Source organism: Arthrobacter sp. 05N429 (genome assembly GCF_056397045.1).
Map to the genome: position 1 here is coordinate 1 of NZ_JBFTMQ010000020.1, position 26177 is coordinate 26177.

A 26177-nucleotide genomic window follows, 5' to 3' on the forward strand; every position below is an offset into this window, starting at 1 on the left:
CTCCGACGGGATTGAAGCCGTCTTCGAGCGCTACTTCAAGGAGAACTCGCTGCCGGCGGAAACAACGCCCTTTGAGGACGGCGACTCCGATTACGACCCGTTCCTCAGGGCAGGCATTCCCGGCGGCGGGCTGTTCACCGGCGAGGAGGAGAAAAAGACCAAAGCCCAGGTGCAGGCCTACGGCGGCGTGGCCGGCAAGGTCCTCGATTCCTGCTACCACAGAGCCTGCGACACCACCAGCAACATCAACGCCGACCTGTTCAAGGAAATGTCCGCCGCCATGGCCTACGCCACCGCATCCTACGCCCTGGCCCCACGCGGCTGACATCAAGCTCCAGAAGAACGGTTACAGCACCACGCCGCTTCGGCAGATTGCCCGAGGGCGCTGTGCGTTGATGCGGATCCTGGACTACTTGATTCGGCTCGATGTCTCCATCAAACCCGGTGCAATTCAGTAGTGCCAGAACCGAGGTAGCGCTCGATGCTGACTGGGCAGTGGCCAAGCCCGCCGCCCTGCCCCCGGCGGCGGAAGTTGATGACCTGGCCGGTTCTGCCGCACCCGCAGGTGCCAGTCTCGACGTCGCCCATGTCGTCGGTGAGGAGGAAACCGGGGTAGCTGGTGCTGAGGGCGTCCAGTACGGCGATGGTGCCGGTCTCCCCCGGGGCGATCTCCTTGGTGCTTTGGCCAGGGTCCCGGATGGAGATGTAGCACCATGGCGGAACGTGCTTGCGATGCAGATGGCATTCGACAGCGAGCATGTTGGACTCGACCATCCCGTACATGTCGCGCACGTTCACCGCAGGCACGCCGAGCAAGTCGTGGCACCGTTCCCGAAAACTCTCATTAGGGATGGCCTCGGCTGTGTGCCGCTTCCAGCCCCCGAGAGTGATGATCATGCTGAACGGGTCCAAGCGCACACTGATGTCCTCCCGCTCAAGGAACCTGAGGAGCCGGTCGATGAGGAACGGCGGACTGACGATGTGGCGTGTCATATGTCCCTCCCATCGTCGCAGGTGCTCCAGGGCCTCCCCGGCGTCGAACGCCTGGTCGGCAACGAGATATGCGTGGTGGTCGAAGACGCTGTTCAGGATGTTTAAGTCCTTGAGCAGTCCCATCTCCGAGGCTTCCGGGTCCGACGGGTTCAAGAAAAGTCCCGCGCCCCCGGACAGGCTGAAGAACTCCCGGTAGGTGCCGAGCAGGGCGACCAGCGCCAGGGTCATGGTCTCGCTGTTGCGGGGGATGACGGAAGGGACACCGCGGGTTCCGCTGGAGCGGGTTTCGGTCTCGACGTCGGCCAGGGAGCAAGTAAGCAGCACCTTGGCGTCGGGACGCTTGAACATGCCGACCGGCAACAGTGGCAGGGATTGCAGGTCGTTGATGTCCTTGATCGTGGCGGGGTCGACTCCCAGGGCGTCACACTGGGCGCGGTAGAAGCCGTTTGCGGCCTGGTGGTAGATCGCGGCGTCCCGCAGGACGTCGGTGACCGACCGGGCCCAGTCCTCAGGGGACTGGACGTAGGCCTTGGACACATTCCCCAGCATCTGCGGTAGGGAGAGCATTGCGTCACTCCTCGGTGAGTGCGAATCGATGAATGCGGTTTGCGCCGCAGGGTCAGCCGTACCGACGCAACTCCGAAAAGAAATCCTCGACCACCCGGAGCTGGCCACTGCCGGCAAGTTCGTCGTAGACGTACTTGCCGACTGCCAGGTCGAGCACGCCCAGTCCGAACGGCGAGAACACAATAGGGCGGTCGTCCGTCAGCGAGACCCTGCCTTCCATGACGTCGGCCAAGGTGCCGTCCACGAAGTCCCTGTTGCCGACCTTCTGCTCCGCGAGGTGGGCCGACGTCCCGGCTTTCAGGCAGTGGTCGACGTCGTCGAGGATGTTGGTGGACGCCAGCAGGATCTCAGGGGCCAGATCGCGCAGGGACACGTGCAGCACCAGCGGGTTGTGCGCGAACCACGTCGTATCGTGCACGTGCGGCTGCCCCGCCACCGTGGCGAACACGACGAGGTCGCTGCTTCTGATCAGCTGCTCGGGGCCGTCGTGCACGGTCACCCGGGCACCTGTACCGCTGCGCTCGAGATAGCCCTTGAAACCCTCCTCACTCTCACCCGAGAGGTCGAACACCCCGATCTCGTCGAAGGACCAGTCGGTGGCCTTCAGGAAGGTGTGGATGTAGCGGGCAATGAGGCCAACGCCCAAGAACCCTATGCGCCGGGGACGCCCGCGTCCCCGGCTGAGCCAGTCGGCAGCAGCGGCGGCAGATGCAGCGGTCCTGGACGCGCTGATGATGGAGCCCTCCATGCAAGCCAAGGGGTACCCCGTTGCCTGGTCGTTGAGGATCAACACCGCAGAGGCGCGCGGAATTCCCGATGCCACATTGTCCGGGAAGCTGGAGACCCACTTGATGCCGTCAACCTCTACTTGTCCGCCGACCGAGGCCGGCAGGGCGATGATGCGCGAGGTAGGCCGGTCCGGGAAGCGCAGGAAGTAAGACGGGGGGTTCACCGAATCTCCGGCTGCATGCACGCGGTAGGTCTGCTCGACCAGCTCGATGACCTTCTTTTCCCGTCCCTGAAGCACCTGCTGCACCTGGGTCCCTGAGATGACCGCGAAGGGCGGAACCGTCTTCGGCTCTGCGGCCGCTGCGGCAGGGGAACTGGCAAGCTCTGTCATCGTGCACCGTCCTGGTTGTGGTTGTCCAGATCGAAAATGTTGCGCGGCTCGGCCATGCCGACAAGAATCTCCCGAGGTCCCTCATAGGCCTCACGGCTATGCGCCATGCGGATGTTGTCGACCAGCATGAGGTCCCCCGTCTCCCAGGGGGTGCGGAGGGTGTGGGCCTCATAGACCTCGTTCAGGAGGGCAATGATTTCCTCACCGATCGGCTCTCCGTTGCCAAAGCGGGTGTTGAACGGCAGCCCATCAGGACCGTAGACGTCCACCAGGTATTCCCGCACCTCGGGTGCGGTCGTCCATTCGCTCAGGAACGCAACCTGGTTGAACCAACAGCGTTGGCCAGTCGCCGGGTGCCGAACCACGGCAGGGCGCCGTTGCCGGGTGCGCAGCTCCCCATCGGGCTGCCACTCGAGCTCGATCTCGTGCGCCCGGCAGTAGCTCTCGACATCCGCGCGGTCTGAGACCCCGAACGCCTCCTCATAGGAGGCACCGATGTCCCCGTTGTAGCTGCGGGCGAGCAGCCACCCCTGGCTTTCGAACCGACGGACGATGTCCGGCGGCAGGGCATCGAGCACGGCACTGGCGTCCGCCACACCGGTCACCCCACCGACACTGGGTGCCTGAAGGCAGGCGAAGAGCATCAGGCCGGGGAACTCGAGAGCGTAGCTGAGCTCGTGGTGCATGCACATCGGCTGGTTCGCGGGCCATGCCAGGGATGAGTACACGCCGTCCAAGTAGGGCTGCCTGGCGGCGAAAGCCTCCCGGTCCGGCATGAGGCCGCCTGAAACCAGCCGTTGGAAGGTATCGGCGACTTCGGCTGGATCACGGAGGCCCAGACCGCGGACCAAGACGGCGCCGTGCTCATCCACCGCCGCACGCAGCGCTTCTCGGTTCTCTTCGGCCCACAGCACGGGGTCGTGGCCGTTCTCGACGATGAGCAGCGGCACCCGGCCGGCTTGGCGGTCCACGTCGAACTGGATCCTGGGTGTAGGAGACGACATCAGAGGTCCTTTCGTTTCATGGGTAGCGGGTGGGAGAGGCCAACCGGTCCTCCTGCCGGTGCCATGGAGTCGGGCTCCGCGACGACTCCCGCCGTCCGCGGGTCCGGCGGAACGGCTGTGTCCGCGGGGGACGAGGCTTCGAGCAGGGTCGCCAGGTCCGCCAGGATGGGCGTCTGCATGATGTCCTTGATCGACACTGCGCGCTTGAGCAGTACCGCGAGCTTCACCGCGGACAGCGAGGTCCCGCCCAGTGCAAAGAACGAGTCCTGCCCGCCGATCCGGCCCATCGGCAGGCCGAGCACCGTCGCCCATGCCTCCGCAAGCCGCTGCTCGGCCGCCGAGAGGGCTTCCGTGGCGGTGCCGGCCTCGGGAATGACCTCGCGCGCCATGCGGGTCAAAGCCTTCCGGTCGATCTTCCCGTTGCCGGTCAGGGGCAGGCTCTCCTGCCACCTGTACGTCGAAGGGACCATGTAGCCTGGTACCCGGGCAGCCATCTCGCTCCGGATTTCGTCGACCTCGAGCGGCCGGTTGCCGGAGTAGAACGCCACCAGGAACTTGGACTGCCCGGCGCCCTCACCGACGACGACGGCGCCGTCGCGGACGGCGGGAACCCGCAGCAGCGCGTTTTCGATGTCGCCGATCTCGATGCGGAACCCGGAGATCTTGACTTGGTTGTCCCGCCGGCCCAGGTACTCCAGCTTGCCGTCCGGGGACCAACGGCCGTAGTCGCCGGCCCGATAGAGTCGCGCGCCGTCCACGTAGGGGTCGGTGGAGTAGGCCTGCGCGGTGCGCTCCGGGTCGTTGATGTAGCCGCGGCCCACGCACACTCCGGAGAATGCGATCTCGCCCGGTGCTCCAAGCGGCACAAGGCGCTGCCGCTCGTCGAGGATGTGGATCCGGACGTTCGGGATTGGCGGGCCAAGTGGCACGGAGCCGCCCGGGGGCGCTGCACTCAACACTTCGTGGTTCGTGTCGTCGGAGGTTTCCGTCAGCCCGTAGGCGTTGACCAGCTTGACGTCCGGCATCACGTCGAACCAGCGGCGGACCAGCTCGCGCTTTAGTGCCTCCCCTGTGGCCGAGACGCAGCGGAGGTGCGGCAAGGCGCGAGGCCTGCCGCCCAGGTACGCCACCACGGCGTCCAGATACGACGGAACGACTTGGAAGACCGCCACCGCGCCCCGTTCCACCGTGTCGATGAACCGCTCGACGTCGAGGATCCGGTCCTGCCCGACGATGAGTGTGCGGCCGCCGACGAGCAGCGCCGAGACCAGTTGCCACAGCGAGATGTCGAAGCACTGGGGTGCGGTCTGGGCGACGACGTCCCCGGGGCGGATCCCCAGGTCCTCGATCTTGGCGTACAGGTGGTTCACCATGCCGTCGTGCTCGCACATCGCGCCTTTCGGCTCGCCAGTGGACCCGGAGGTGAAATAGACGTAAGCGAGCTGATCGGGACGAATCTCCATGCCGAGGTCGTCGGCGGGATGCCCCTCGGCCTCGATGTTCTCGAAAAAGAGCTTCGTGACTGCAGGCATTCCTTCCAGTGCCTCATCGAGGGTGGTGGTGCTGCCGCCTTCGGTGAGCACCACCCGGGCCCCGGCCCGCGCGAGCGTTCTGGCGATTCGGTCGGCCGGGAAGTGCGGCTCGATCGGCAGATATGCGCCTCCGGCTTTGAAGATGCCGATCACAGCGGCCATCCACTCCAGATCCCGTTCGGCGACGACTGCCACGATGTCCTCCGCGCGCAGCCCGCGCGTGAGCAGACCACGGGCTATCCGGTTGGCGCGCGCGTTTAGCTCCGCGTACGTCCACTCCCGCGCGTCCTGAACGGCCGCGATTTGTTCGGGACGCTGCCGAACGCGCTCCTCGAACAGCTCGTGGAAGCGCCGCTGGGGCCGGGGCCGCTCGGGCCCGGCGAGCTGCTCAAGCTGGAAGCGCCGCTCCTCCTGGCCGACTAGGTCGGTGTCCAAGGGATCCGCCCCCGGGTCCGCTACCACGCCACGGAGCGCGGCGAGGTAGTAGCTGGCGATGCGGCGGGCGGCATCTGCGTCGAGAACATCCCCGCGGTACTTCAGGCGAAGCACCTCGCCGATGGTCGCGTGTCCGACCGAAATACCGAGCACGATGCCCTCCGGCAGCTCGGAATCGTCGTCCCGAAGACCGCCGAACACCACTTCGTAGCCCGGGGCGGCCGGCTCGTGACTAGCCTGCCCGGGGGTGGACTGTTCCGTACGGGGCCGGATTTGGCGGCCGTTCGCATCGGAGACGAGGGCTCGCCAGGACCGGTGCGCCAGATCCAGAGTGCACTGCCAAGTCCCGAACGCGTCCTTGCAACCGGTCGTGACCTCTGTTTCGCCGGACAACGCGTGGAGCACTCTCGAGTGTGCCGCCAGCCAGATCGAGGATGGAGCCACCTGCAGGCTCTGGGCCAGCGTCCGCACGGCCTCGCACAGGTCCTGTGGCACAGCCACTTCGATCCGGCCCTGACCCGGATGGCGCTCCTGCGTCCACCTGGGAATCGCCGTCAGCGCGGCACCCGCGGGCGCGGTTCGGTCTTTGCCGGGGCCCGACGAGCCGCCGGCGGTGCGGCAGGTCAACGCAGAGGTGGTGGTCATGATCAGAGCCTTTCCAGCGCGAGGGGGGACGTGGCGGCGTCTCGGGCCTCTTCGGCCGGATTGCCGGCCCACAGGGATCCGCGGGTGAGAGTGGTCCCCTTCATGACGAAGGAGTCGGCGCCGACGACCGCGCCGTCTTCGACGGTCACGCCGTAGTGGACGAACGCGGAGACGCCGAGGGTGACATCGTCGCCAACAACGATGCGGTCCGACTTGAACATGCCGTCTTCCTGGGAATGGGATTGGAGGGTGCTGCCGGCGTTCAAGGCGCAACGGGAACCGACCGTGACCAGGGTCCGCTCGATGATGCCGCAGCCGTCGTCGAAGACCCGGCTTCCGATCCGTACGCCGAGCAAACGCCAGACCATCGGCTTGAACGGCGTCCCGTTGAGGAGGCTTGCGTATCGGCTCTGCAGCGACATCTTCCAGTACTGCTCGTGCCACCAGAAATAGGGGTTGTAGATGGAGCAGAGCTGGGGCTGAAGCGGTTTCAGTCCCCTCCCGAGATGCTCGATGCCGATGGGGACCAACAAGCCAACCACGAGCATCAGGACATAGGCCGCGCTGAGGGCAAGGAAACTGAACTGATCGGACAATTCGAGGGCGGCGAACATAATGATCATGGCCAGTGAGATGTTGAGCCACCGCACCAGCATCAAGAGGGCCATCGTGCGCAGGTTGTACCTGTTCTTGGCTGCCAGGTTCCGACGGAAGTGCGCACGTTTTGAATACTCCTCGGGGAGGGCGTCCCGGAGGACCGAGCGGGGGATCTCGAACGGCGGTGACCCGAGCAGACCTACGTCGTGGCGCAACGGTCCGTCGAGGGGGACCATCACCTTGGTCGCGAGCAGGCAGTTGTCCCTGGTCCTGGCCCCGGCAGGGAAGAGCACGGCGTTGCCCAGGAAGTTGTGTGCGCCGATCGCCGCCCGGCTGACCTTGAACGACGTCGCCGAGAAATCGGTGTTCATAAACGACACCCCGTCGGCGATCATGGTGCCGCTGCCTATCGTCGAAAGGAACGGGCTGTCGTGTTTGAACCCTGTGCCCAGGTTCGAGCCGGTCTGCTGGACCTGCGGCTGCTTGTACCCGATGGCCCGCACGTAGCGCACGACGTACGAGCTGTCGCCGAACAATCCCGTCAGCATGGGCCTGTTGGTCATTCTCGACACCGCCCGCTCCGCCGCGTGCCGCAGGCCGAACAGCGGATACACCGTGTCCGGTTTGACGGCGTGTTGAACCACCCGCGGGACGGTGGTGACGATGAGCAACGATACGACCGCGCCACCGAAGACAGCAAGAGCGGCATAGGCAATGGCGTCGGCGTAGAAGACCCAGTTGGTGAACGCGTACGCCTGCGTCCCCAGGAGTGCCGCCACGTTGGGGTTCGCCAGGACGACCAACACGACAACCTGGCCTAGCAGAATACGGCCAAAGCCAATCATGCTGATCAGCTGGGAGGTGGCGAACCATCCCCGGCGCCAGGGCGAGTAGGGCCTGGCCTCGACTCCGCCATAATCCGCCTCGGTGCGCCTGCCGGGCGACCCGTGCCACCGTTCGCCGGCGGGCACGGACTGGCCGGTGTACAGGGTGGACCGGTGACCCAACTGCGACCCATCTCCCATTGCGGTGCCGACATCCAAGACGCTCCCCTCGCCGACGATTACGTCCCGGCCCAGCGTCAGCGCGCCCAGCTGGATGACGCCGCCGTGGGCGCGGTAGCCGCTCAAAACCGCGTCCTTGCGGATGACCGTCCCTTCCCCGATCGTGAGGAGGTCGGTGCAGACCGGCAGGCGGTTGGTCATGATCGTCACGTTGCGGCCCACCTTGGCGCCCATGGCCCGCAGGTAGAAGGTGGTCAGCGGAGACCCCTTCAGTAACACCAGCGGGGAAGTGCGCATCAGGGTCTTTACCAGCCAGAACCGGAAATAGGCCAAGCTCCACAGTCGGATTTCGCCGGGGCGGAAACGCCCAAGGATGATCCACTTTGCCGCCACGGGAAGGATGCACATCAGCACGAACACTGCCGCGGCATAGGCGGTCGACCGGAGGTAGATCACCCAGAATTCTGTCCCCTGGCCCGGCCCACCCTCCGGGTACACCCACTTGTACCAATTGACCGTGAGCAGTCCGGCGATCACGCAGTAGCCGAGGTAGACGAGTACCTGCAGGGCGCCACAGATGACGTACTCCCAGGTCCGGGCATCCATGGGCGCCGGAGCCTCCGGCACCGAAGCCACGGCCGGTGAGGGCTCCTGCAAGCGGTCCTGCTGCGGGGAAACCTGCAGGGCCGCGGCGAGGGCAGAGACGCTCGGGTTACCGTAGACATCCTTCATCGAAACCGTCGGTAGGTCCGGCTGCTTACGCATGCGGGCGCAGAACTTCGCCATGACCAGCGAGTCCGCGCCCAGGTCCTGGAAGAAGTCGGCGTCCATCGGGACCTGCTGCATGCCGAGTACGTCGGCGAGCACCTCGGCCAGCCGCTCCTGCACCTGGACCGTCGCCGACGCCTCCTCGGCCGGTGCCAGGGCCGCGGCCAGCGCGGAGATTGTTGGGTTCTGGTAGATGTCCTTGATGGACACGGCAGGCAGGTCCGGCTGCTTGCGCACGCGGGCGCAGAACTGCGCCATGATCAGCGAATCCGCGCCCAGGTCCTGGAAGAAATCGGCCTCCACTGGCACATGGTCAATGTCCAGCACGCCGGACAGCACCTCTGCCAACCGGTCCTGCACCTGGATCTGAACCGTCACCGACGCCAGTTCCGCCGGTGCCAGAGCCGCGGCCAGCGCCGAGATCGTTGGATTCTGGTAGATGTCCTTGATCGACACCGCTGGCAAGTCCGGCTGCTTGCGCACGCGGGCGCAGAACTGTGCCATCAGCAACGAATCCGCGCCCAGGTCGTAGAAGAAGTTGGCGTCCACGGGGACGTCGTCCTTCTTTACCACCGACGCCAGAAGATCCGCCAGCCGGCGCTCCAAGGCAACGGCCGTACCCTTGGCCGGAGCGGCCGGAGAGCCGTTCCCGGCCGGAGCCGCGGTTGCATCAGGAATGGGGAGATCGATAGAAGGTGTGGAACGCGGAGCGCCCTGCAGGTTATCGAGACGCATTTTCACTGCAGGAAATTCCCTAAGACGGCGGTTGCGGCGTAACCGGCCACCGCTTCACGTGCCGGGTGCTGTGGCTCCGGCACCGGGTCGGACCGTCGGCCCGGAGCCCCTGCCAAATCGTCGGCGGTTGCCAGCGCTTCGGCGCCGAAATGATCGTGCACCCAGTCAGGGTTGTAGACAGTGTCCAGGTAGGGTCGGCCCATGTCCGGGGAAATGGCAACCGCCGTCAGGTCCTGGGCGTCGTGTTCGGTGAGCCAAGACGCGGCGCCGTGGACCACGGTCCCGGTGGAGCCACCGAGCGTGAAGCCGGCAGCGGCGAGGCGGTGGCAGGCGCGCACCGTGTCCAGTTCTTCGACCATCACCACGTCATCGATCAAAGCCTCGTCGAGCTGCGGCGGCCGCACGCTCATGCCGAGTCCCGGGATCAGGCGGGCGGCGGGCTGGCCGCCGAACGAGACCGATCCTGCGGCATCGACCGCGACGATCCGGACATCCGGCCGGTGCTCACGGAAGTACCGCGCGCAACCCATCAAGGTCCCCGTTGTCCCTGCTCCCACGAACAGCACATCCAGGTCGGGGAACTGATTGGAGATCTCGGGGGCAGTCCAGCGGTAGTGCGCTCCCCAATTGCCGGGATTGGTGTACTGGTTGAGCCAGATGTACCGCTCGTCGGACGCACACAGGTCCCGCACGTGGTTGAGCCGGGCTCCGAGGAAGCCGTCGACGGGATCCGGCTCGGTGACCAGGTCCACCTGTGCCCCGAGCGACTCCATGAGTTGCCGGGTTGGCGGGTTACAGCGCGGATCGATCACACACACGAAGGGGTACCCCTTGCTGGCGGCGATCATGCTGAGCGCGACGCCGAGGTTGCCCGATGAGGACTCCACGAGGATGGAGCCAGGGCCGATCAACCCCTCCCGCTCGGCGCGCTCGACCATCTCCCGCGCGGGCTTAAGCTTGATTGAGCCGGCGAAATTGAACCCCTCAATCTTCAGAAAGAGGCGGCAGCCCAGCACCCCCTCCAAGTCGACGAACAGGCTCTGCTCGTTATACAGGTGCGGATCCCTGATGATCGGCATGATCTCCCTCGTTCCCTGTCATGAGCGTGGTCAGGGACGGGGGAGGCTCCTGCCAGCTTGTGTGTGTCGGGTGGCGTACGTCTTCGTCCGGACCCTTCTACTTTTCAAGAAATGCCGCGCAAAGCGGCACAAGCGGAATACTGCGGCCGCCGCTATCTCCCCCAGCAGCAATACCTGGCTTCCCCACCGCGGATACTCCGAAATGCAGTTGGGGCTTCAAACCTCTGTTTCGACAGTAGCCACGTTTAGTGGCCTACCGCAATGACTTCGAGCACCTGTATCCACCGCCCCCGGGTACCTGTATCCAAGCCCCGAGTACCTGCTTCCCCGCACTCGCGGCCCATAGGTAATCGAAAGGGCGGCGTGGGGAAGACGTCCGTCATCCTCGGGCTGGCCACCGGGCTTCGCTTGATCGGGAAGAAGGTCCTGGTCGCCGATCTAGCCCAGCTCCCCAAGCAAATGCAACTGATGCCCTGGAGGGGGCGGGGGAGTTGGGGTAGTTGCAGTAACGGAACCAGCAGCTTTCTCCGCGAAGGGAGTGACAGAGTTCCTTAACCGTCAAAAAAGTGCAGTCCCTGCCGCATCTTAACCCTTGCCTCGGAATGTCTTGGCATCATCATCAATGTAACCAGCTCACCCCTGACCGGTGAGCACAATTTCCAGATCGGTGAGTTGGAATCCGAATATGTAACAGACGCCCGTGCTCCGCATTTGCCGCTTAGAACCGCGATGCAGGACTCAATAAGCAGCAAATCCCCTTAGAAAATGAACATTAGGGGAGCGGTGGTCCTAACCGAGAAGTTCGTTTCCCACGCTCGCTACGTGGACGCAGCAAAGTGATGGCAGTTGAGAGAGAATCATCTATCCATGCGCCAACGTCAAGACGTCGTCGACGTCTTGACCTCCAGAGCCCTGGAGGCGGTTCCTCCGACTTCTGCCGCTGATACTACGCGTTCTGAATTACGCCAGGCCGACGTGAACCCTGTGGCCGCTGCCAGGGGACCAGGGCCGGGTCGCCCCAAGGAGCAAGAAAAGGATGGAGCCCTTCTCATCGAAAATTGAAATCGCGCTCCGTGACGAACTGCACTCCTACATAGGGCCACGTTATTCAGCGAGACAGGTAACCCGGGGTTCCGACCCCAATCCACAAACTACCCGGTGGGCACATCCCTTGCCGCCATCAAAGTGATGCGGACATGGGCCACTGAACTGTCCTCCGCCGAGCGCACCGTGGGTGCTGACGAGATAGAAAGGTGGGCGTTCGGTGCCGGGGAGGGACGGCGGAAGCGCCAGGTACCTTAGAGTCCTTTCGGCGCAAACAAATGCGCTGACATGCGCTCATGCTCCTAGCGCGTTAGACCCTTCTGAGCCTGTTTGGCAGTCCCAGGCACGCCGCTTGTTTTGCGCGCCTTGGGTGCCGCTTTCCCCTGCCTCAACGTCACCGCTGCCGTCGGCGGAGTCGCCTGGTCCCGGTCTGCGATGAGTCGGGCCTCCACGGCTTCCCTGTCTCCAACATGGTCGAGGCTCTTTGCGAGGGCTTCCCGACGTTCTGCTGAATCGTAAGTCGCAGCAGCTTCGTCAGTTAGCTGTTCGGGCCGGGTGTTGTCGGCATCGGGGCGGCGCACGGCACCCGTGCACCGCGCCGCCACCAAGCAGTCCGGATCTGAGAAGAAGCCACGGACCAGCGACTGTTAGTGGGAACCCGAGGGGACCCGTGCGCCGTCGGGAACGTCATAGGGAAAGTCATCGGGGTCGGCCCCGGGGGCAGCGCGGCGGCCCCGGAGACGGGCTCCGGCGGGACCCGGGCCGGCACTGGCGCCGTCACCCGCACCCGGCCCGGCCTTGGCCAGGGCCTTCCGCTCACGCCTCCCCTCCACGAGCCTGTACAGCACCGGCACCAGGACCAGAGTCAGGGCGGTGGAGGAGATGAGGCCGCCGATCACCACGATGGCGAGCGGCTGCGAGATGAAGCCGCCGCCGCCGGTCAGGCCCAGCGCCATCGGGGTCAGGGCGAACACTGTTGCCAGCGCGGTCATCAGGATCGGGCGGAGCCGTTGGCGGGCGCCGTGCGTGATCGCGTCCGCCACGCTCATTCCGGGCTCGCCGTTCCGCGGCTGTCGGTACTGGTTGATGAGATCGATCAGCACAATGGCGTTTGTCACCACGATGCCCACGAGCATCAGCATGCCGATCAGTGACGGAAGGCCAAGCGGCACTCCGGTGACGAGCAGCAGCCCGATTGCTCCGGTGGCCGCGAAGGGCACCGAAACCAGCAGGATCAGCGGCTGGATGAGTGACTTGAACGTCGCCACCATGATCACGTAGACGATCGCGATGGCCGCCAGCAGTGCCAGGCCGAGCTGGCCGAACGATTCGGCCTGCTGGGTTGTGGCGCCACCGATCTCGGCAGTGACGCCCGGCGGCAGTTGGACGGTCTTGAGCCGGGACTGCACTTCGGTGCTCAACGCGCCGAGGTTGGCGCCCGACGGCGTGACGGACACCCGTGCGGTCCGCTGGCCGTTGCTGGCGGTAATGGACACGGGGACGTCGACCTGCTCCACGGAAGCGATGCTGACCAGCGGCACGGGACCGGCCGCCGTCGGCAGCGGGGTCTGCCGGACGGCGTCGATGCTCGTGAAGCGGGTGCCTTCGCCGATCTTGACAGGGAAGTCGTTGGTCTCGATGCGCACTGTTCCGGCCGGGATCGGGCTGATGGTGGAGGCGAGCACGCCGGCCACCTGTTCCTCCGTCAGGCCGGCGGCCACAGCCTTGGCCCGGTCCACTTTCACCTGGACCACCGGCTGGCTGGCGGCCAGGTTGGTGGCCACCTCGGAGGAGCCAGGGACGCCGTCCATGGCCTTGACCATGGCGTCGCTCGCGGTCCGGAGATCGGCGGTGGTGGCCGCCTTGAGGGTGATGTCCACGGTCGAGGACGTGCCAAAGCCGCCCTGCTGCGAACCCACGGTGATCTTGCCGGCGTCGGGGATCCCGGCCAGTTCGCTGCGGACCGTTTCCTTGAGTTTGCCTTGGTTGGCCTTCGCCTCGGTCACCACGGTGAAGCTTGAGTTCGAGGCACCGGCGGACAGCAGCGCGGAGAAGCCGGTCTGGGCGTTGCCTGTGGTCACCTGGACGTCCTTGACGCCGTCGATCTCCCGCAGCACCTCTTCGACCTTGACCGCCGAGGCGCTGGCCTCGGCCAGGCTGGTGCCGGCCGGGAGGGCCTGCCGGACGGTCATGCTGTTCTCGCCGGAGTTGCCCAGCAGGTCGGTGGCCAGCAGCGGGACCATGGCAGCCGTGCCGCCGAGGACCAGCAGGGCCGCGATCAGGGTCACGACCGGATGCTTCTGGGTTTTGGTCAGGACCGGCAGGTAGCCGCGCTGCAGGACAGTGCGCTGCTCTGCCTCGTGAGCCTTCGCCGCGATCTGCCGGGCAGTGGTTTCACGGCCGGCGGCGCCTGTGTCTTCTCGGGCTCCGCCCGTCTTGTCAGCCGGGTTCCGCAGGAACCAGTACGCCAGCACCGGCACGATCGTCAGCGAGACGAGCAGGGAGGACAGCAGCGCGATCGTGACCGTCAGCGCGAACGGCCGGAACAGTTCGCCCGCAAGGCCGGCCACAAAGGCAATCGGCAGGAAAACGGCCACAGTGGTGAGGGTCGACGCCGTGATGGCGCCGGCGACTTCGCGGATGGACGTCTGGATCGCGGTGATCTTCGCCTCGCCGTAGCTCAGATGGCGTTTGATGTTCTCGATCACCACGATGGAATCGTCCACGACGCGGCCGATCGCGATGGTGAGCGCGCCGAGGGTCAGGATGTTCAGCGAGTAGCCGGTGGCCGAGAGCCCGATGAACGTGATCAGCAGGGACAGTGGGATGGAAACGGCCGTGACCAGGGTGGCGCGGACGGACATCAGGAAGACCAGGATCACCGCGACGGCGAAGCCCAGGCCCAGCAGGCCCTCGGTGGTGAGGTCCTTGATGGATTTTTCGATGAAGGGCGCCTGGTCGAAGATCGGGGTGAACCGGGCGTTGGAGCCAAGTTCGGCCTCGAGCTGGGGGAGGGAGTCTTTCACCGCGTGGGAGATGCCAACCGTGTCACCCTCGGGCTTCTTGGTGACGGACAGGGCCAGGGTTTCCTTGCCGTTGGTCCGCGTGATCGAGGTGCGGGCGTCCTCGGCGATGCTGACGTCTGCGACACTGCCGATGGTTGCGGCATTGCCGGCGCCCAGCGGGAGAGCCTTGATGGCGTCGAGCGAGTCGACCGGGCTACCGATCTGCAGCGACAGCGTCTTGCCCTGCTCTTCGATGGTGCCGGCCGGTACGAGGGCCCCGTTGTTCTTGAGCGCCGCGCTGATGGATTGGATGCTCGCGCCTGAGGCCGTCATGGCCTCGGGGCGGGGGAGGATCTTGATGTGCTGCGTGGCGCCGCCGGTCACCTCGGCGCCGCGGACGCCGTCGAGCTTCTGCAGCCGCGGGACGGTGAGCCGGGCCAGATCGGCGTTGAGCTCGCTCAAAGGCTTGTCGGAGGAGACCGCGAGGAACACGATCGGGAAGTCGCTGATGCTGCCGGCGATGGCCTGGGGCTGGACGTCCTCCGGCAGCGACCGCTTGGCGTTGGAGATGGCCCGGTCGATCTGGTTCCGGGCGCGGTCCAAGTTCGAGCCATAGGTGAACACCATGCTGATCTGGGACACGCCGTTGCGGGAGGTGGACGACGTCGACTCCAGGCCCTCGACGCCGTTGAGCGCCGTTTCCAGCGGGCTGCTGATCTGCTTGTCCACTACTTCGGGCGAGGCACCCGGCATCGAGGTGATGACCGTGATCTGCGGGAACTCGATGGACGGGATGAGCTCCTGCTTGAGCGAGGACATCGTGATCACGCCGAAAACCGACGCGAAGACGGTGATCAGCGCGATCAGGGCCCGGTTGGCCAGCGACAGCTTTGCGAGCCGGAACATCTCATGGTCTCCTGATGGGTCGACGGACGTACTTCAACGGAATCTAGCCTGAAAGGGATCGAGACTGCCGTAACCCGGAGCGGGCGTCAGTTGCGCGCGGCGTTGACCGGTTCCAGCTGCAGTGCCTTGGCGGTGTCGGCTTCGAGCTTGGCGGCGAGGTCCGGGTTTTCGTTGAGCTTGACGCCGTAGCCGGGCATCATCTCCTTGAACTTGGACTGCCAGCCCTTGAACTGCTTCGGGAAGGACTTCTGGAGCAGTTCGATCATGATGGGCACCGCGGTGGACGCACCGGGGGACGCTCCCAGCAGGGCACCGATGGACCCGTCGCGGCCGGCGATGACCTCGGTGCCGAACTGCAGCACGCCGCCCTTCTTCGGGTCCTTCTTGATGATCTGGACACGCTGGCCGGCGGTGATGAGCTCCCAGTCGCCGTCCTTTGCCGCGGGGTAATACTCGCGCAGGGCCTCGACCTTGGCTCCGTGCCGCTTGGCGACCTCTTTGACCAGGTACGCGGTCAGGTCCATGTTGTCCTTCGCCACGGCCAGCATCGGGATGATGTTGGAGGGCCGGATGGACAGCGGCAGGTCCAGGTAGGAACCATTCTTCAGGAAGTTCGTGGAGAAGCCCGCGTACGGGCCGAACAGCAGGGAGCGCTTGCCGTTGACGTAACGCGTGTCCAGGTGCGGGACGGACATGGGCGGGGCGCCCACGGATGCCTGGCCGTAGACCTTGGCGCTGTGCTGGGCCGCGAGCGTCTCGTCGGTGCAGCGGAAGAACTGGCCGGAGACCGGGAAACCGCCGTAACCCTTGCTCTCCGGAATGCCGGAGGCCTGCAGCAGATGAAGGGCGCCGCCGCCGGCGCCCACGAAGACGAATTTCGCGCGGATCGAGCCGTGCTCGCCGGACGTGGGGTGCTTGATCGCCAGGTCCCAGCCGCCGCCGGGGGCTCGCTTGATGCCGGAGACGTCGTGGCCGTAATTGACCTCCACACCGTTGTTGCCGAGGTAGGTGGTCAGCTCACGGGTCAGGGCACCGAAGTCGACGTCGGTCCCTTCCGCCGCGCGGGTGGCGGCGACGCGCTGCTTCGGGTCGCGTCCCTTGACGATCAGCGGAGCCCACTTCGCGATCTGGGCGTGGTCCTCGGAGTATTCCATCGACCGGAACAGCGGGTTCGGCTTGAGCGCCTCGTAGCGCGTGCGCAGGAACTTGGTGTTGTCTTCGCCGATCACAAAGCTCATGTGCGGAACGGTGTTGATGAAGCCCTTGGGGGAGCCGATCATGCCGTTCGTGACGAGGTGGGACCAGAACTGGCGGGACAACTGGAACTGCTCATTGATGAGGAGCGCCTTGGCGGGGTCCACGGAGCCGTCTTTGGCAGCGGGGGAGTAGTTAAGCTCACACAGCGCGGCATGCCCGGTTCCGGCGTTGTTCCAGGGCCCGGAGCTTTCCAGGCCGGGCTCGTCCAGCTTCTCGAACAGGGAGATCGTCCAGTTCGGCTCGAGCTGCTTCAGGAAGGCACCGAGCGTGGCGCTCATGATGCCGCCGCCGATCAGGACGACGTCGGCATGTTGGGTCTTGGAAATGAAAGTCACAATCAGTCTCCGATAGCAGCGGGTCTGGCTGTCACAGAATATCCCGCACGGGCCTCTTACTGAAATTGGGTCCGTCCGTCAAGGCTTTAGCTCCACCTTTGTGAAAACTTCATTCAGGACGGGCGACGCCGGATACTTCAGCACGCGGTCGGACAGGGCAAGCGCGGAGATCGGGAAAGCGATCGGCACGGCGGGGACCGTGGCGGCGATCTGAGAGTTGATGGTCTGGTATTCCTCCGTCCGCTCCTTGCCGTCCGGCAGGCCGCGCGCGCGGGCGATCTTGGAAAAGACCTGCGGGTCCTGGTATCCGAACTCGCCGGTGTTCTCGCCGAAGAGCGGGCCCACGAAGTTGTCCGGGTCGGCGTAGGAACCGTTCCAGCCCAGCAGATGGAGGCCGTGGTCGCCGGGGGAGGTGACCTGCTGGAGGTAGCCCTCGGACCACTCGACGGGCACGGGCTTGATGTTCAGGCCGACGGCGGTCAGTTGCTTGCTGATTTCCGCGTATACCTTTTCCGGGGTCGGGAGATAAGGCCTGGTGACGTTCAGCGGGTAGTAGAACTTCAGTTCCTCGCCCTGGTAGCCGGCCTCGGTGAGCAGTTCCTTAGCCTTCGCCGGGTTGTGGCCCAGGGCGGGGGCGTTGTTGTTGAACCCGCTGAGCTTCGGCGGGACGAACTGCGTCGCCTGGGCCGTGTTGTCGATGAAGAACTTGCGGATCAAGGTGTCCTTGTCCAGCGCCATTTCGATGGCTTGGCGGACCTTGACGTTTTGCAGGATGGGCACTTCCTGGTTCATGCCCAGGTACATGACGGAGAACGGATCGCGCTGCACGATCTGCTGGCCGCGCTTGACGAGCTGGTCGAAGTTGCCGACTGTAACGGCGTCGTAGGCGTCGATCTTGCCGTCGAGCAGGGCCTGCATCCGGGTCTGGGTGTGATCGTAGGTGACAAAGTTGATTGTGCCGATCTGGCCTTTGTCACCCCAGTAGTCCTTGTTGCTGGCCAACGTGATGCTGCCCGGGTCCCAGGAACTGAAGACGTACGGACCGGTTCCCACAGGGTGGAGCCCGTAGGCGGAGACGGGCTGGCCGTCGCGGCTCTGGTTCAGCTCGTCGGCGTTTCCGGAGGAAAGTGCCTGCGGCGAGGAGATCGCGAAGGCGGGCAGCGTGAGGGCCTGCAGGAAACCGGTGAAGGGCTGGGTGAGCTCGATCGTGACGTTGTCCGGGGCGACGGCGGTGCATCCCTTGTAGATGGAGAGGGACGCCTGATCTGCATGGGCCTTGAAAACGCCCTTGAAGGTTGTTCCCGGAGCCTGCTGCCGAAGCGCATTCGAGAAGTTGAACCAGCGGTTGAAGTTACTGCAGACGGCTGCGGCGTCGAAGGCTGTCCCGTCCTGGAAGGTCACCTTCTCGCGGAGCTTGAACGTGTAGGCGCGGCCGTCCCCGCTCGTGGTCCATTCGGTCGCCAGCAGCGGCGTGGGCTGTCCCGTGGTCTGGTCCACGCCGACCAGTCCCTCCAGTACCTGGCGCGTGATCCGGTAGGACTCGATGTCGGAGACCACTGCCGGATCCAGCCCGAGCGGCTGCGAGGCGGTGCCGAACGTGAAGACAGCGCTGGGGCCGGAATCCGTGGGGCTTGCCGAGGCGGTGGCGGAACCCGGGCCGGGGCCGGGCGTACCCGTGCAGGCGGCGAGTGGCAGGGTCAGGAGCACGGCCACGCCGGCGGCAATGCGCCGCAGTGCGCTGGCCCGCGCTCCACGGCCCTGCATGTTGCGGGGGCGCACGGTACGGCTGGGCACTGTACTTCTGGGCACTCGGGAATCACCTCTGGGGAACTGGATGGACCGCCGGCTGCGGAACAGCCTCATTCTAGTTGACCGGCCCGGGCGATCCCTGTGAGCCGGCCGCGCCCTCGTCCAGGTAGGCAAAAGCGAAGGCCCGCACCAGCGGTGCGGGCCTTCGTTTCTCCTAGTTGGTCCAGTGAGTCAGGCTGGGACCGCAGCAGGAGGGCTTGGCGCTGCCTACTTCGGCATCAGGACCGAGTCGACCATGTAGACGGTGGCGTTGGCGGTCATGACGCCGCCGCAAACAACGCTGGCGTCGTCGACCTTGAGCGCGTCCTTGGTACCGGTCACCGTCACGGAACCGCCCTGGACAGTCTTGTGGGTGCCGACGATCTCGTCCGGGCTGATCTTGCCCGGAACAACGTGGTAGGTCAGGATCTTGCTGAGCAGGGCATCGTCCGTCTTCAGCGTTTCGATCGTGGCGGGGTCGATCTTGGCGAAGGCGTCATCCGTCGGTGCGAAGACCGTGAATTCGCTTCCGTTGAGGGTGTCCACCAGGTCGACCTTGGGGTTGAGCTTGCCGGAAACTGCGGCGGTCAGCGTGGTGAGGATCGGGTTGTTGGACGCAGCGACGGCGACCGGGTCGAGGGCCATTCCGGCGACGGAGCCGGCACCGCTGGGGACCTGGGCGGCGTAGCCGGCGCAGCCGGCACCGACGAGGTTGGCGGCCGGATCCATGGCTGCTGCCGAGCTAGCGGACGGCGAGGGTGCCATGCTCGTTTCCATCGGCGTGGAGGCCGGGGCCGAGGAGGCGGGTGCCGTGTTGGCTGCTCCGCCACAGGCCGTGAGGCTGAGCATGGCCGCAGCAGCGATTCCTGCAACGGAAAGAGTCGTGCGCTTGATGGTCTGCATTTCGGTTTCTCCTTTGTTGTGCCGATCGTTGCCAGCGGCGCTTTTGCCGCTCTGGCCCTTGTCCGACTTGTCGGGCACCGACCCTTGGTTGGTGTCTCAATGGGTATTCGGGGACTCGGGGGAAACGGATGGGTGCTGGATGGAAAATTCTTTTCGCAGGTCCCATCGACGGCTTAACGGGCTCAACAGAGTCGCGGTTAAACGAAAGAGTCCCGGTCCGAAGACCGGGACTCTTACTGTGTGCGCAAGGGGGGACTTGAACCCCCACGCCCGAAGGCACAGGAACCTAAATCCTGCGTGTCTGCCAATTTCACCACTCGCGCGCGGCGCCCGCACCTGGCCGGTCCAAGGACCGGCGTGGCGGATGCCAGGCTCTATTGTACATTTCACGGCACACGCTTCGGCGACAGGTTTCGCCGCGAAACCCGGCACCGGCCACCGCCGTCGGGAAGACCGGAATGACCGGCCGCCGGTTTAGAACTGGGGTGAAAGACTAGACGCCGTACTGGAGCGCCGAGCAGGAGATACGCAGCTCCCGGCACCACCACGGCGACCGTGGCGAGTGCCGTATAGATGGGGAGGGCGGCGGCAACCATGCCGGGCGGGATGCCGGCGCTGCCGATCACAACGCCGGCGGCGATGCCGAAGACAGGGCAGCCACGGCAAGCACCGTAACCAGGACCGCGAGGGCCGTGCCTACGGCAAAGCCCAGGCTCCGGCCCCGTCCATTCGGGGAAACGATCATCAACAGCACGGCGATCGCCGGAGAGACGTGGACCTGCAGCGAATGTACGGTGGCGGCCGGCCTGGACGCATCACCCGCAGGGGATGAGCGCGAGGCCCGGAGCCGCGGCCCCGGAGGGGAGTCGTGGCTGGCCCTGGTCCGGGCAGCGAATGATCCGCCGGCTAGGAGTCGATTTTGAGGTCCCTGCGGAGTTTGGCGACATGTCCGGTGGCCCGGACGTTGTACTGGGCAACCGCGACTTTCCCCTCGGGGTCGACAACCACCGTGGACCGGATGAGCCCTTGGTATGTCTTGCCGTAGTTCTTCTTCTCGCCCCAGGCGGCGTAGGCCTCGGCGACGGTGTGGTCAGGATCGGACAGCAGGGGGAAATCGAGGCCTTCTGCGGCTGAGAACCTGGCGAGCTTGTCCACGGGGTCGGGGGAGATTCCCACCACCTCGTAGCCGGCACTCTGCAGGGATGCCAGGGAGTCCCTGAAGTCGCAGGCCTGCTTGGTGCAGCCCGGAGTGGAGGCCGCCGGATAAAAGTAGACCACTGTGCTGCGGCCCAGGAAGTCCCCAAGGGAGACGTCGTGCCCTTCCGAATTTTTCAAGGTGAAGGCCGGCGCGGTGTCGCCGGCGATGAGTCGTTCAGGCACGTTGTGCTCCTTTTCAGGGCTGTCTCAGGTGGTGATATTCCAGCCTAGTCAGCGTTGGTGCGCCGGCCGAATCGTGTGATCGCTATACTCGTTGGTATGCCTGATATGGATCGCTGGCCCACTGGGCGCCTATTGTCCACGGCAGCACGCCTTGTTGAACACTCCTGGAACGAGAAGCTGGGGGCCATTGGCCTGACCCATGCCGGTGTCATCGCCATGGAAGTGCTATCCGTCAACGGCCCCATGACACAGGCCCAGCTGGCCCAACTGGTCCGCGTCCAGGCGCAGACCATGGGGAAGACACTGAGCCGGCTCGAAGCCCACGGACACATCTCGCGGCAGCGCAGTGCCTCGGACCGCCGCAGCCACGTTGTGTCCCTGACGGACCGGGGCCGCGAGGCCGTTGTCGAGGCCGCGGACATGGAGCGTTCCGTGCTCGCCGCCGCCTCAATTGACCCGGACGTGCTCAGGCAGGAGCTCCGGGCGGTTGTCACGGAACTGGCGACCAGGATGTCCTCGACCGATGCAAAGTCGATCGTCAACGCTCCGGAGCCAAGCCTGCCCGTCGAGGCCAACTAGGGCGGAGTCCAGATCACGGGGCGTGTCTATGCTGGCTTTTCCGCCACGTGCACTGCCCGGTACTCGTCGGGCCTGGTCCGGCGCTGGCGGCGCGGGACCAGATTCCTTCCCCGCCGTGTCCCTCAGCGGACCGTGCGCCCGCTGCGCATAGGCTCAAGGCATGGACTCGAACTTCACTATGGAACTGGAAGGGCAGACCTCGATCAACGAGCTGCTTGACGAGCCTGTAGGTGTGTTGCCGGTCCAGCTGGCGTTGCCTATCCACTTTCAATTGGCCGCCGCGGCGCGGCGGGAATCCTGACGCAGCTGACTTCCTCCATCCCGGATCGGGCCTTTCGTTCCGGTCCGAGCGCCATGTGTTTGGGTAAAAAGGAAACCCCATCCATCATTCTATGAAACCTGGATGAGAGGTTTTCCTTAGTCCTGCACTCCCGGAGCTCGAAGCCGGACGCCATTTGTTACGGGGTCGATTAGGATCCTGATCCATAAGCCTCTCGGGACAGCTGGGGGCATTGAGGTGCAGAATAGGCGACCCGTCAATGTCCAGTGCCGGCACAAGGGGTATTTGCTGTTCGATGCAGTTGTCATCCAACAGAAATCTCCGCCGGTCTGTTGGCCATATTCTTGAGTCCCGGAGCGCGCGCCGAAAATTCGATATTCGGCCAAATTCACTTTAGCGGTTCGTAAATACCAGGCCCGCGCCGGCCCTCCGTCCCGGCTCTGCGCTCCCTGAAGAGCTTCGCCATGCCCTCAGGCGGGGCGATGGGCTGAACATCGGCCGCCTGAAACCCGACAACACCCCGACCCCTCAACTCAGGCGGACCTAAGCACGCTTAGTGACGAAGGGCCGTATATTCCCGGTGCTTTCCGAGTGGATATAGCGGGGGAAGCAAGTAGGGCCTACTCGTGACACCTCTTGGGGCGGAACCTAGGCTCTAGCGCACGGGGAATGGCTAAGAGAGCTGGGGCCACAACCAGGCTACGACCGGACCAGCCCTAGTGTTGCGCTTCAATAAGTGCGACGTCGTCTGATATTCGGTAATTGTCATGAAGTGGTGATGCATTTGTCCCAGCTTCCAATTTCCCTCTCCGGGCTGACCATATCGTCACCGGGAGCGTCAGCAAGCGTGGCTATTCCAACGCGAAAAGAAGCAATGAACCTTTCCGGGGTCATTCGCCGCATGCCCTCGCAGGTGGACGAGGTTGTCATCGTCGGTGGGCGCTCCCATGATCACACCGTCGACGCTGCGCGGGCGCGGGAAATCGGCCGGGTTCGTTCCCCGCTCCAGCATGACTACGACTTCGCCAAGGGCTCGCGTTATGGCACCGGGGGCGGATCCGAGGATCTGACCTGGTGGCGGAACGCTGGCAACCGGGCGCTGACACGGGTGGCCCGGATCGTGTTTCGCTGCGACTGCGGTTCGCTCACGTCTCCACAATCCAGCTGGGCGGGACAGCTCCCCAAGGGTGACCGTCAAAATTTCACAGATTGAATGTCGGAAGGATGAAAACATGAGCAACCATCATGCGTATGCGGCGGGACGGTTTGCGGCGGTATCCACGCGGTCGAAGCTGCGCAGGGTGGACGGGACTTCCTGGCTTGGCATGAGGCGGGGAGGTGACCGCTCGGCCGGCCCTCGTCCAGGCGGGTGGCGGAACCGGCGGCTCCGTGCGCTACTGGCGTCGCTGCTGGCAGCGCTGCTGCTTGCGGCGGGTGTTGTTGTGGTGGTGCCGGTTCCGGCGTCGGCTGCTCCGGGTGATATCGGGGTTGAGGGTCTGTCGCATTCGGGGACGGGGACGCCGACCGGTACGAAGAGGGCAACGAGTGCGTTGTGGTTCAACGACGGCTCCTGGTGGGGGAACTTGTGGGACACCTCCAGCTCGGATTTTCATATCTTCCGGTTCAACGCCGCGACGAGTTCGTGGGTCAACACAGGTGTGGCGACGGACACGCGGGCTAACACTCATCACGACGTGCTGTGGGACGGGACGACCCTGTATGTGGCGAGCTACCGGTTCGTCAACGACGGCGTGCCGGCTGAGCCGAACTTCCCGACGACGATGCGCCGCTACAGCTACAACCCGAGCAACAAGACGTACACGCTGCTGGGTTCTTCGCAGATCAACAACCAGCGCGTTGAGACCCTCACCATCGACAAGGACTCGACGGGTCGGGTGTGGGCCACGTGGCAGCAGGGGAACCGGATCTATATGAACGTCACCGACACGTCCGGCGCGACGTGGGGGACGCCGTTCCAGCATCCTGCGTCGTTGAGCAACGTGTCAGTGGACGACATTTCGGCTGTGATCGCGTTCGACGGGAAGATGGGTGTGATGTGGAGCCGGCAGGTCGGTGACGCCACCGACGGCATGTACTGGAGCTTCCACGTCGATGGAGCGTCCAACACCACCTGGTCCACTGCGGTGGCGGCGGTGAAGGGACAACGCAGCGGTGACGACCACATGAACTTGAAGTGGCTGGACTCCTCGGGTGGTCGGGTTTTCGCCGCCATCAAGACGTCGTTCACCTCGGCGTCCCAGCCGCTGATCCAGCTGTTGGCGTTGAGTGGTACCACCTGGACGGCGCACACGATCGCGACCGTGTCGGAGTGCCCGAACCGGGTGCTCGTCCTCATTGATGAGGGTACGCAGAGGCTGCGCACCTTCGCCACCTATCCGAAGCCGAGCGGCACGACGAATGCCGGTGTCTGCACCAGCTCGGGGGGCGCAATCTACGAGAAGTCCACGCCGCTGAACAACATCAGCTTCACGACCACGAAGACGGCTCGTATCGTGGACGCCGACCAGTATGTGCACAACGTGACGTCGACGAAGCAGAACCTCAACAGTACGCGGGGCACGGCCAACAGCGGTCTGCTGGTGCTGGCCGATGTGAACGCCACAAGCCGGTACTGGAGCTTTTACGAGCAGGGCAGCGGTGGTGGGGGCGGGGATACGACCGCTCCGACCGTGACGGCTACGTCCCCGGCGGACGGTGCCACGGGTGTGGCGGCTTCGACAAATGTAACGGGGACGTTCTCGGAGGCGATGGATCCGTCGACGATCACGTCGACCACGTTCAGATTGACGACGGGGTCGACGACGGTGCCTGCCGCCGTGTCGTACACAAACAATGTTGCGACGCTAAACCCGACTGCGGATCTGGCGGCCAATACGACGTACACGGCAACGATTACTGGTGGATCCGCCGGGGTGAAAGACATTGCCGGTAACGCGTTGGCGTCGACCAGGACGTGGACCTTCACCACAGCTTCCGCGGGCGGCGGGGATACAACGGCCCCGAACGTGACGGCTACATCCCCGACTGCCAATGCCACTGGGGTTGCGGTTTCGGCGAATGTGACCGGGAATTTCTCGGAGGCGATGGATCCGTCGACGATCACGTCGGCCACGTTCAGATTGACGACGGGGTCGACGACGGTGCCTGCCGCCGTGTCGTACACAAACAACGTTGCGACGCTAAACCCGACTGCGGATCTGGCGGCAAATACGACGTACACGGCAACGATTACTGGTGGATCCGCTGGCGTGAAGGACGTTGCCGGTAACGCGTTGGCGTCGACCAGGACGTGGACCTTCACCACGGCCGGAGGCGGCGGCACAACGGAGACCGTCACGCTGACGGCCACCGCTGACAGCTATGTGACGAGCGCGGCGACGGGGACGAACTTTGGTACGAGTGTCATGTTGGGTGTGGACAACAGCCCGGTGGAGGTCACGTACTTGAAGTTCGACCTGTCGGCGTATGCGGGCCGGACACTGGACGGTGCGACTTTGCAGCTGCGTACCGCCGGGAGCGGGTCGACGGGGACGCAGAACGTCAAGCTGGTCGCTAATGACAGCTGGACCGAGACCGGGATCACGTATCTCAACCGTCCGACGCCGCTGGGCACCACCCTCGGCACGTTTGGCCCGACGGCGACCAACGCCAACTACAGCATTCCGCTGACTATCAGTGGGCTGGCAGGTGAGCTCGGCCAGCTGCTCTCTCTTGGTATGGACTCCAGCAGCAGTGACGGCGTGGACATCAACTCCAAGGAGGCCGGCAGCACGCTCGCGCCGAAGCTGGTGCTCACACTGAGGAACTAGAGGAACTAGGCGGACGGTGTCGGCACGGCCGACACCGTCCACACCATCCGACCGAAACCACCCAGACAGGGGACGACCATGCAGACCAACACCAGGACACTGCACTTCGATATCCAGGCCGCGTCAATACGCGTCACGCGGGGTGCGCGATGAACCGTCCTGCGGCGCGTCACTCGGGAGGCGCGATGACGAGCACGCTTGATGTGGCCAGCCGCACGGAGGGGCGTTGGAGGGCCCGTGAGGTGTGGTGTGTGGTGGCGGGTGTTGTGTCGTTGGCGCTTGCGGTGGGGGCTGCTTCGACGGTGGCGGTGCCGGTGGGTAGTGACCTGGGGCTGGTTGCGGTGTTGCCGTATCCGTTCTGGGTGGGGGTTTTGTTGTTGAATGTTGCTTT

At 64.9% G+C, this 26177-nt stretch carries 18 protein-coding genes and 1 tRNA gene; 6 read left to right on the top strand and 13 right to left on the bottom strand.

Annotation, left to right across the window (positions count from 1 at the left end; all coding sequences use genetic code 11):
* Window positions 1-325: M28 family peptidase (locus AC1DF4_RS18810; RefSeq protein ID WP_476914296.1), on the top strand; the 325-nt coding region annotated here is incomplete at its 5' end.
* A gap of 110 nt (window positions 326-435) precedes the next feature.
* Here the strand turns inward: AC1DF4_RS18810 and AC1DF4_RS18815 are convergent.
* From AC1DF4_RS18815 to sbnA, 6 genes are read right to left on the bottom strand one after another with little or no spacing between them, the layout of a single operon-like run.
* Window positions 436-1560, bottom strand: coding sequence for a LuxE/PaaK family acyltransferase (locus AC1DF4_RS18815; RefSeq protein ID WP_476914297.1), 1125 nt, complete (start codon window positions 1558-1560; stop codon window positions 436-438).
* Between the two features lie 52 nt (window positions 1561-1612).
* On the bottom strand, window positions 1613-2680 hold the full coding sequence (sbnB, locus tag AC1DF4_RS18820) for a 2,3-diaminopropionate biosynthesis protein SbnB (RefSeq protein ID WP_476914298.1): 1068 nt from the start codon (window positions 2678-2680) through the stop codon (window positions 1613-1615).
* A complete protein-coding gene (locus tag AC1DF4_RS18825; RefSeq protein WP_476914299.1) occupies window positions 2677-3684 on the bottom strand; it encodes a TauD/TfdA family dioxygenase in 1008 nt (335 codons plus the stop codon). The genes sbnB and AC1DF4_RS18825 overlap by 4 nt, the downstream gene beginning before the upstream one ends.
* Window positions 3684-6296: a non-ribosomal peptide synthetase gene (locus AC1DF4_RS18830; protein ID WP_476914300.1), complete on the bottom strand. Its 2613-nt coding sequence runs from the start codon at window positions 6294-6296 to the stop codon at window positions 3684-3686. Before AC1DF4_RS18830 ends, AC1DF4_RS18825 begins: the two co-directional genes overlap by 1 nt.
* A gap of 2 nt (window positions 6297-6298) precedes the next feature.
* Window positions 6299-9400 (bottom strand): Pls/PosA family non-ribosomal peptide synthetase, encoded by a 3102-nt coding sequence (locus AC1DF4_RS18835; RefSeq protein ID WP_476914311.1) that lies wholly within the window; start codon window positions 9398-9400, stop codon window positions 6299-6301.
* A 2-nt stretch (window positions 9401-9402) separates the two neighbouring features.
* Window positions 9403-10479, bottom strand: coding sequence for a 2,3-diaminopropionate biosynthesis protein SbnA (sbnA, locus tag AC1DF4_RS18840; protein WP_476914301.1), 1077 nt, complete (start codon window positions 10477-10479; stop codon window positions 9403-9405).
* A 261-nt stretch (window positions 10480-10740) separates the two neighbouring features.
* Between sbnA and AC1DF4_RS18845 the strand changes: the two genes are divergently transcribed.
* Window positions 10741-11034, top strand: coding sequence for an AAA family ATPase (locus tag AC1DF4_RS18845; protein ID WP_476914302.1), 294 nt, complete (start codon window positions 10741-10743; stop codon window positions 11032-11034).
* A gap of 1136 nt (window positions 11035-12170) precedes the next feature.
* Here the strand turns inward: AC1DF4_RS18845 and AC1DF4_RS18850 are convergent.
* The 6 genes from AC1DF4_RS18850 to bcp form a co-directional block, all read right to left on the bottom strand.
* Window positions 12171-15434, bottom strand: a complete 3264-nt coding sequence (locus AC1DF4_RS18850) for an efflux RND transporter permease subunit (protein WP_476914303.1) — start codon at window positions 15432-15434, stop codon at window positions 12171-12173.
* A gap of 86 nt (window positions 15435-15520) precedes the next feature.
* Entirely contained in the window at window positions 15521-17026 is a 1506-nt protein-coding gene (locus tag AC1DF4_RS18855; protein ID WP_476914304.1) for a malate:quinone oxidoreductase, read from the bottom strand.
* A 78-nt stretch (window positions 17027-17104) separates the two neighbouring features.
* The gene (locus tag AC1DF4_RS18860) at window positions 17105-18790 is read right to left on the bottom strand and encodes an ABC transporter substrate-binding protein (protein ID WP_476914312.1); all 1686 of its coding nucleotides are present in this window, start codon (window positions 18788-18790) and stop codon (window positions 17105-17107) included.
* Between the two features lie 252 nt (window positions 18791-19042).
* On the bottom strand, window positions 19043-19717 hold the full coding sequence (locus tag AC1DF4_RS18865; protein WP_476914305.1) for a fasciclin domain-containing protein: 675 nt from the start codon (window positions 19715-19717) through the stop codon (window positions 19043-19045).
* A gap of 241 nt (window positions 19718-19958) precedes the next feature.
* Window positions 19959-20040: transfer RNA gene (locus tag AC1DF4_RS18870), tRNA-Leu, on the bottom strand.
* Window positions 20041-20623: 583 nt separating this feature from the next.
* Window positions 20624-21097 carry a thioredoxin-dependent thiol peroxidase gene (gene bcp, locus AC1DF4_RS18875; RefSeq protein ID WP_476914306.1) on the bottom strand — a complete coding sequence of 158 codons (474 nt, stop codon included), beginning with the start codon at window positions 21095-21097 and terminating at the stop codon, window positions 20624-20626.
* Window positions 21098-21202: 105 nt separating this feature from the next.
* Here bcp and AC1DF4_RS18880 point away from each other — a divergent pair, with 105 nt between their 5' ends.
* The 4 genes from AC1DF4_RS18880 to AC1DF4_RS18895 all read left to right on the top strand — a co-directional run bounded on the left by AC1DF4_RS18880 (window position 21203) and on the right by AC1DF4_RS18895 (window position 25786).
* Entirely contained in the window at window positions 21203-21676 is a 474-nt protein-coding gene (locus tag AC1DF4_RS18880; RefSeq protein WP_476914313.1) for a MarR family winged helix-turn-helix transcriptional regulator, read from the top strand.
* 160 nt (window positions 21677-21836) lie between these two features.
* Entirely contained in the window at window positions 21837-21977 is a 141-nt protein-coding gene (locus AC1DF4_RS18885; protein WP_476914307.1) for a hypothetical protein, read from the top strand.
* Between the two features lie 853 nt (window positions 21978-22830).
* Window positions 22831-23169, top strand: a complete 339-nt coding sequence (locus tag AC1DF4_RS18890) for a glycosyltransferase family protein (protein WP_476914308.1) — start codon at window positions 22831-22833, stop codon at window positions 23167-23169.
* Between the two features lie 19 nt (window positions 23170-23188).
* Entirely contained in the window at window positions 23189-25786 is a 2598-nt protein-coding gene (locus AC1DF4_RS18895) for an Ig-like domain-containing protein (protein ID WP_476914309.1), read from the top strand.
* 169 nt (window positions 25787-25955) lie between these two features.
* Here AC1DF4_RS18895 and AC1DF4_RS18900 read toward each other — a convergent pair.
* Window positions 25956-26177 (bottom strand): hypothetical protein (locus tag AC1DF4_RS18900; RefSeq protein ID WP_476914310.1); only part of this gene is annotated, 222 nt, incomplete at its 5' end.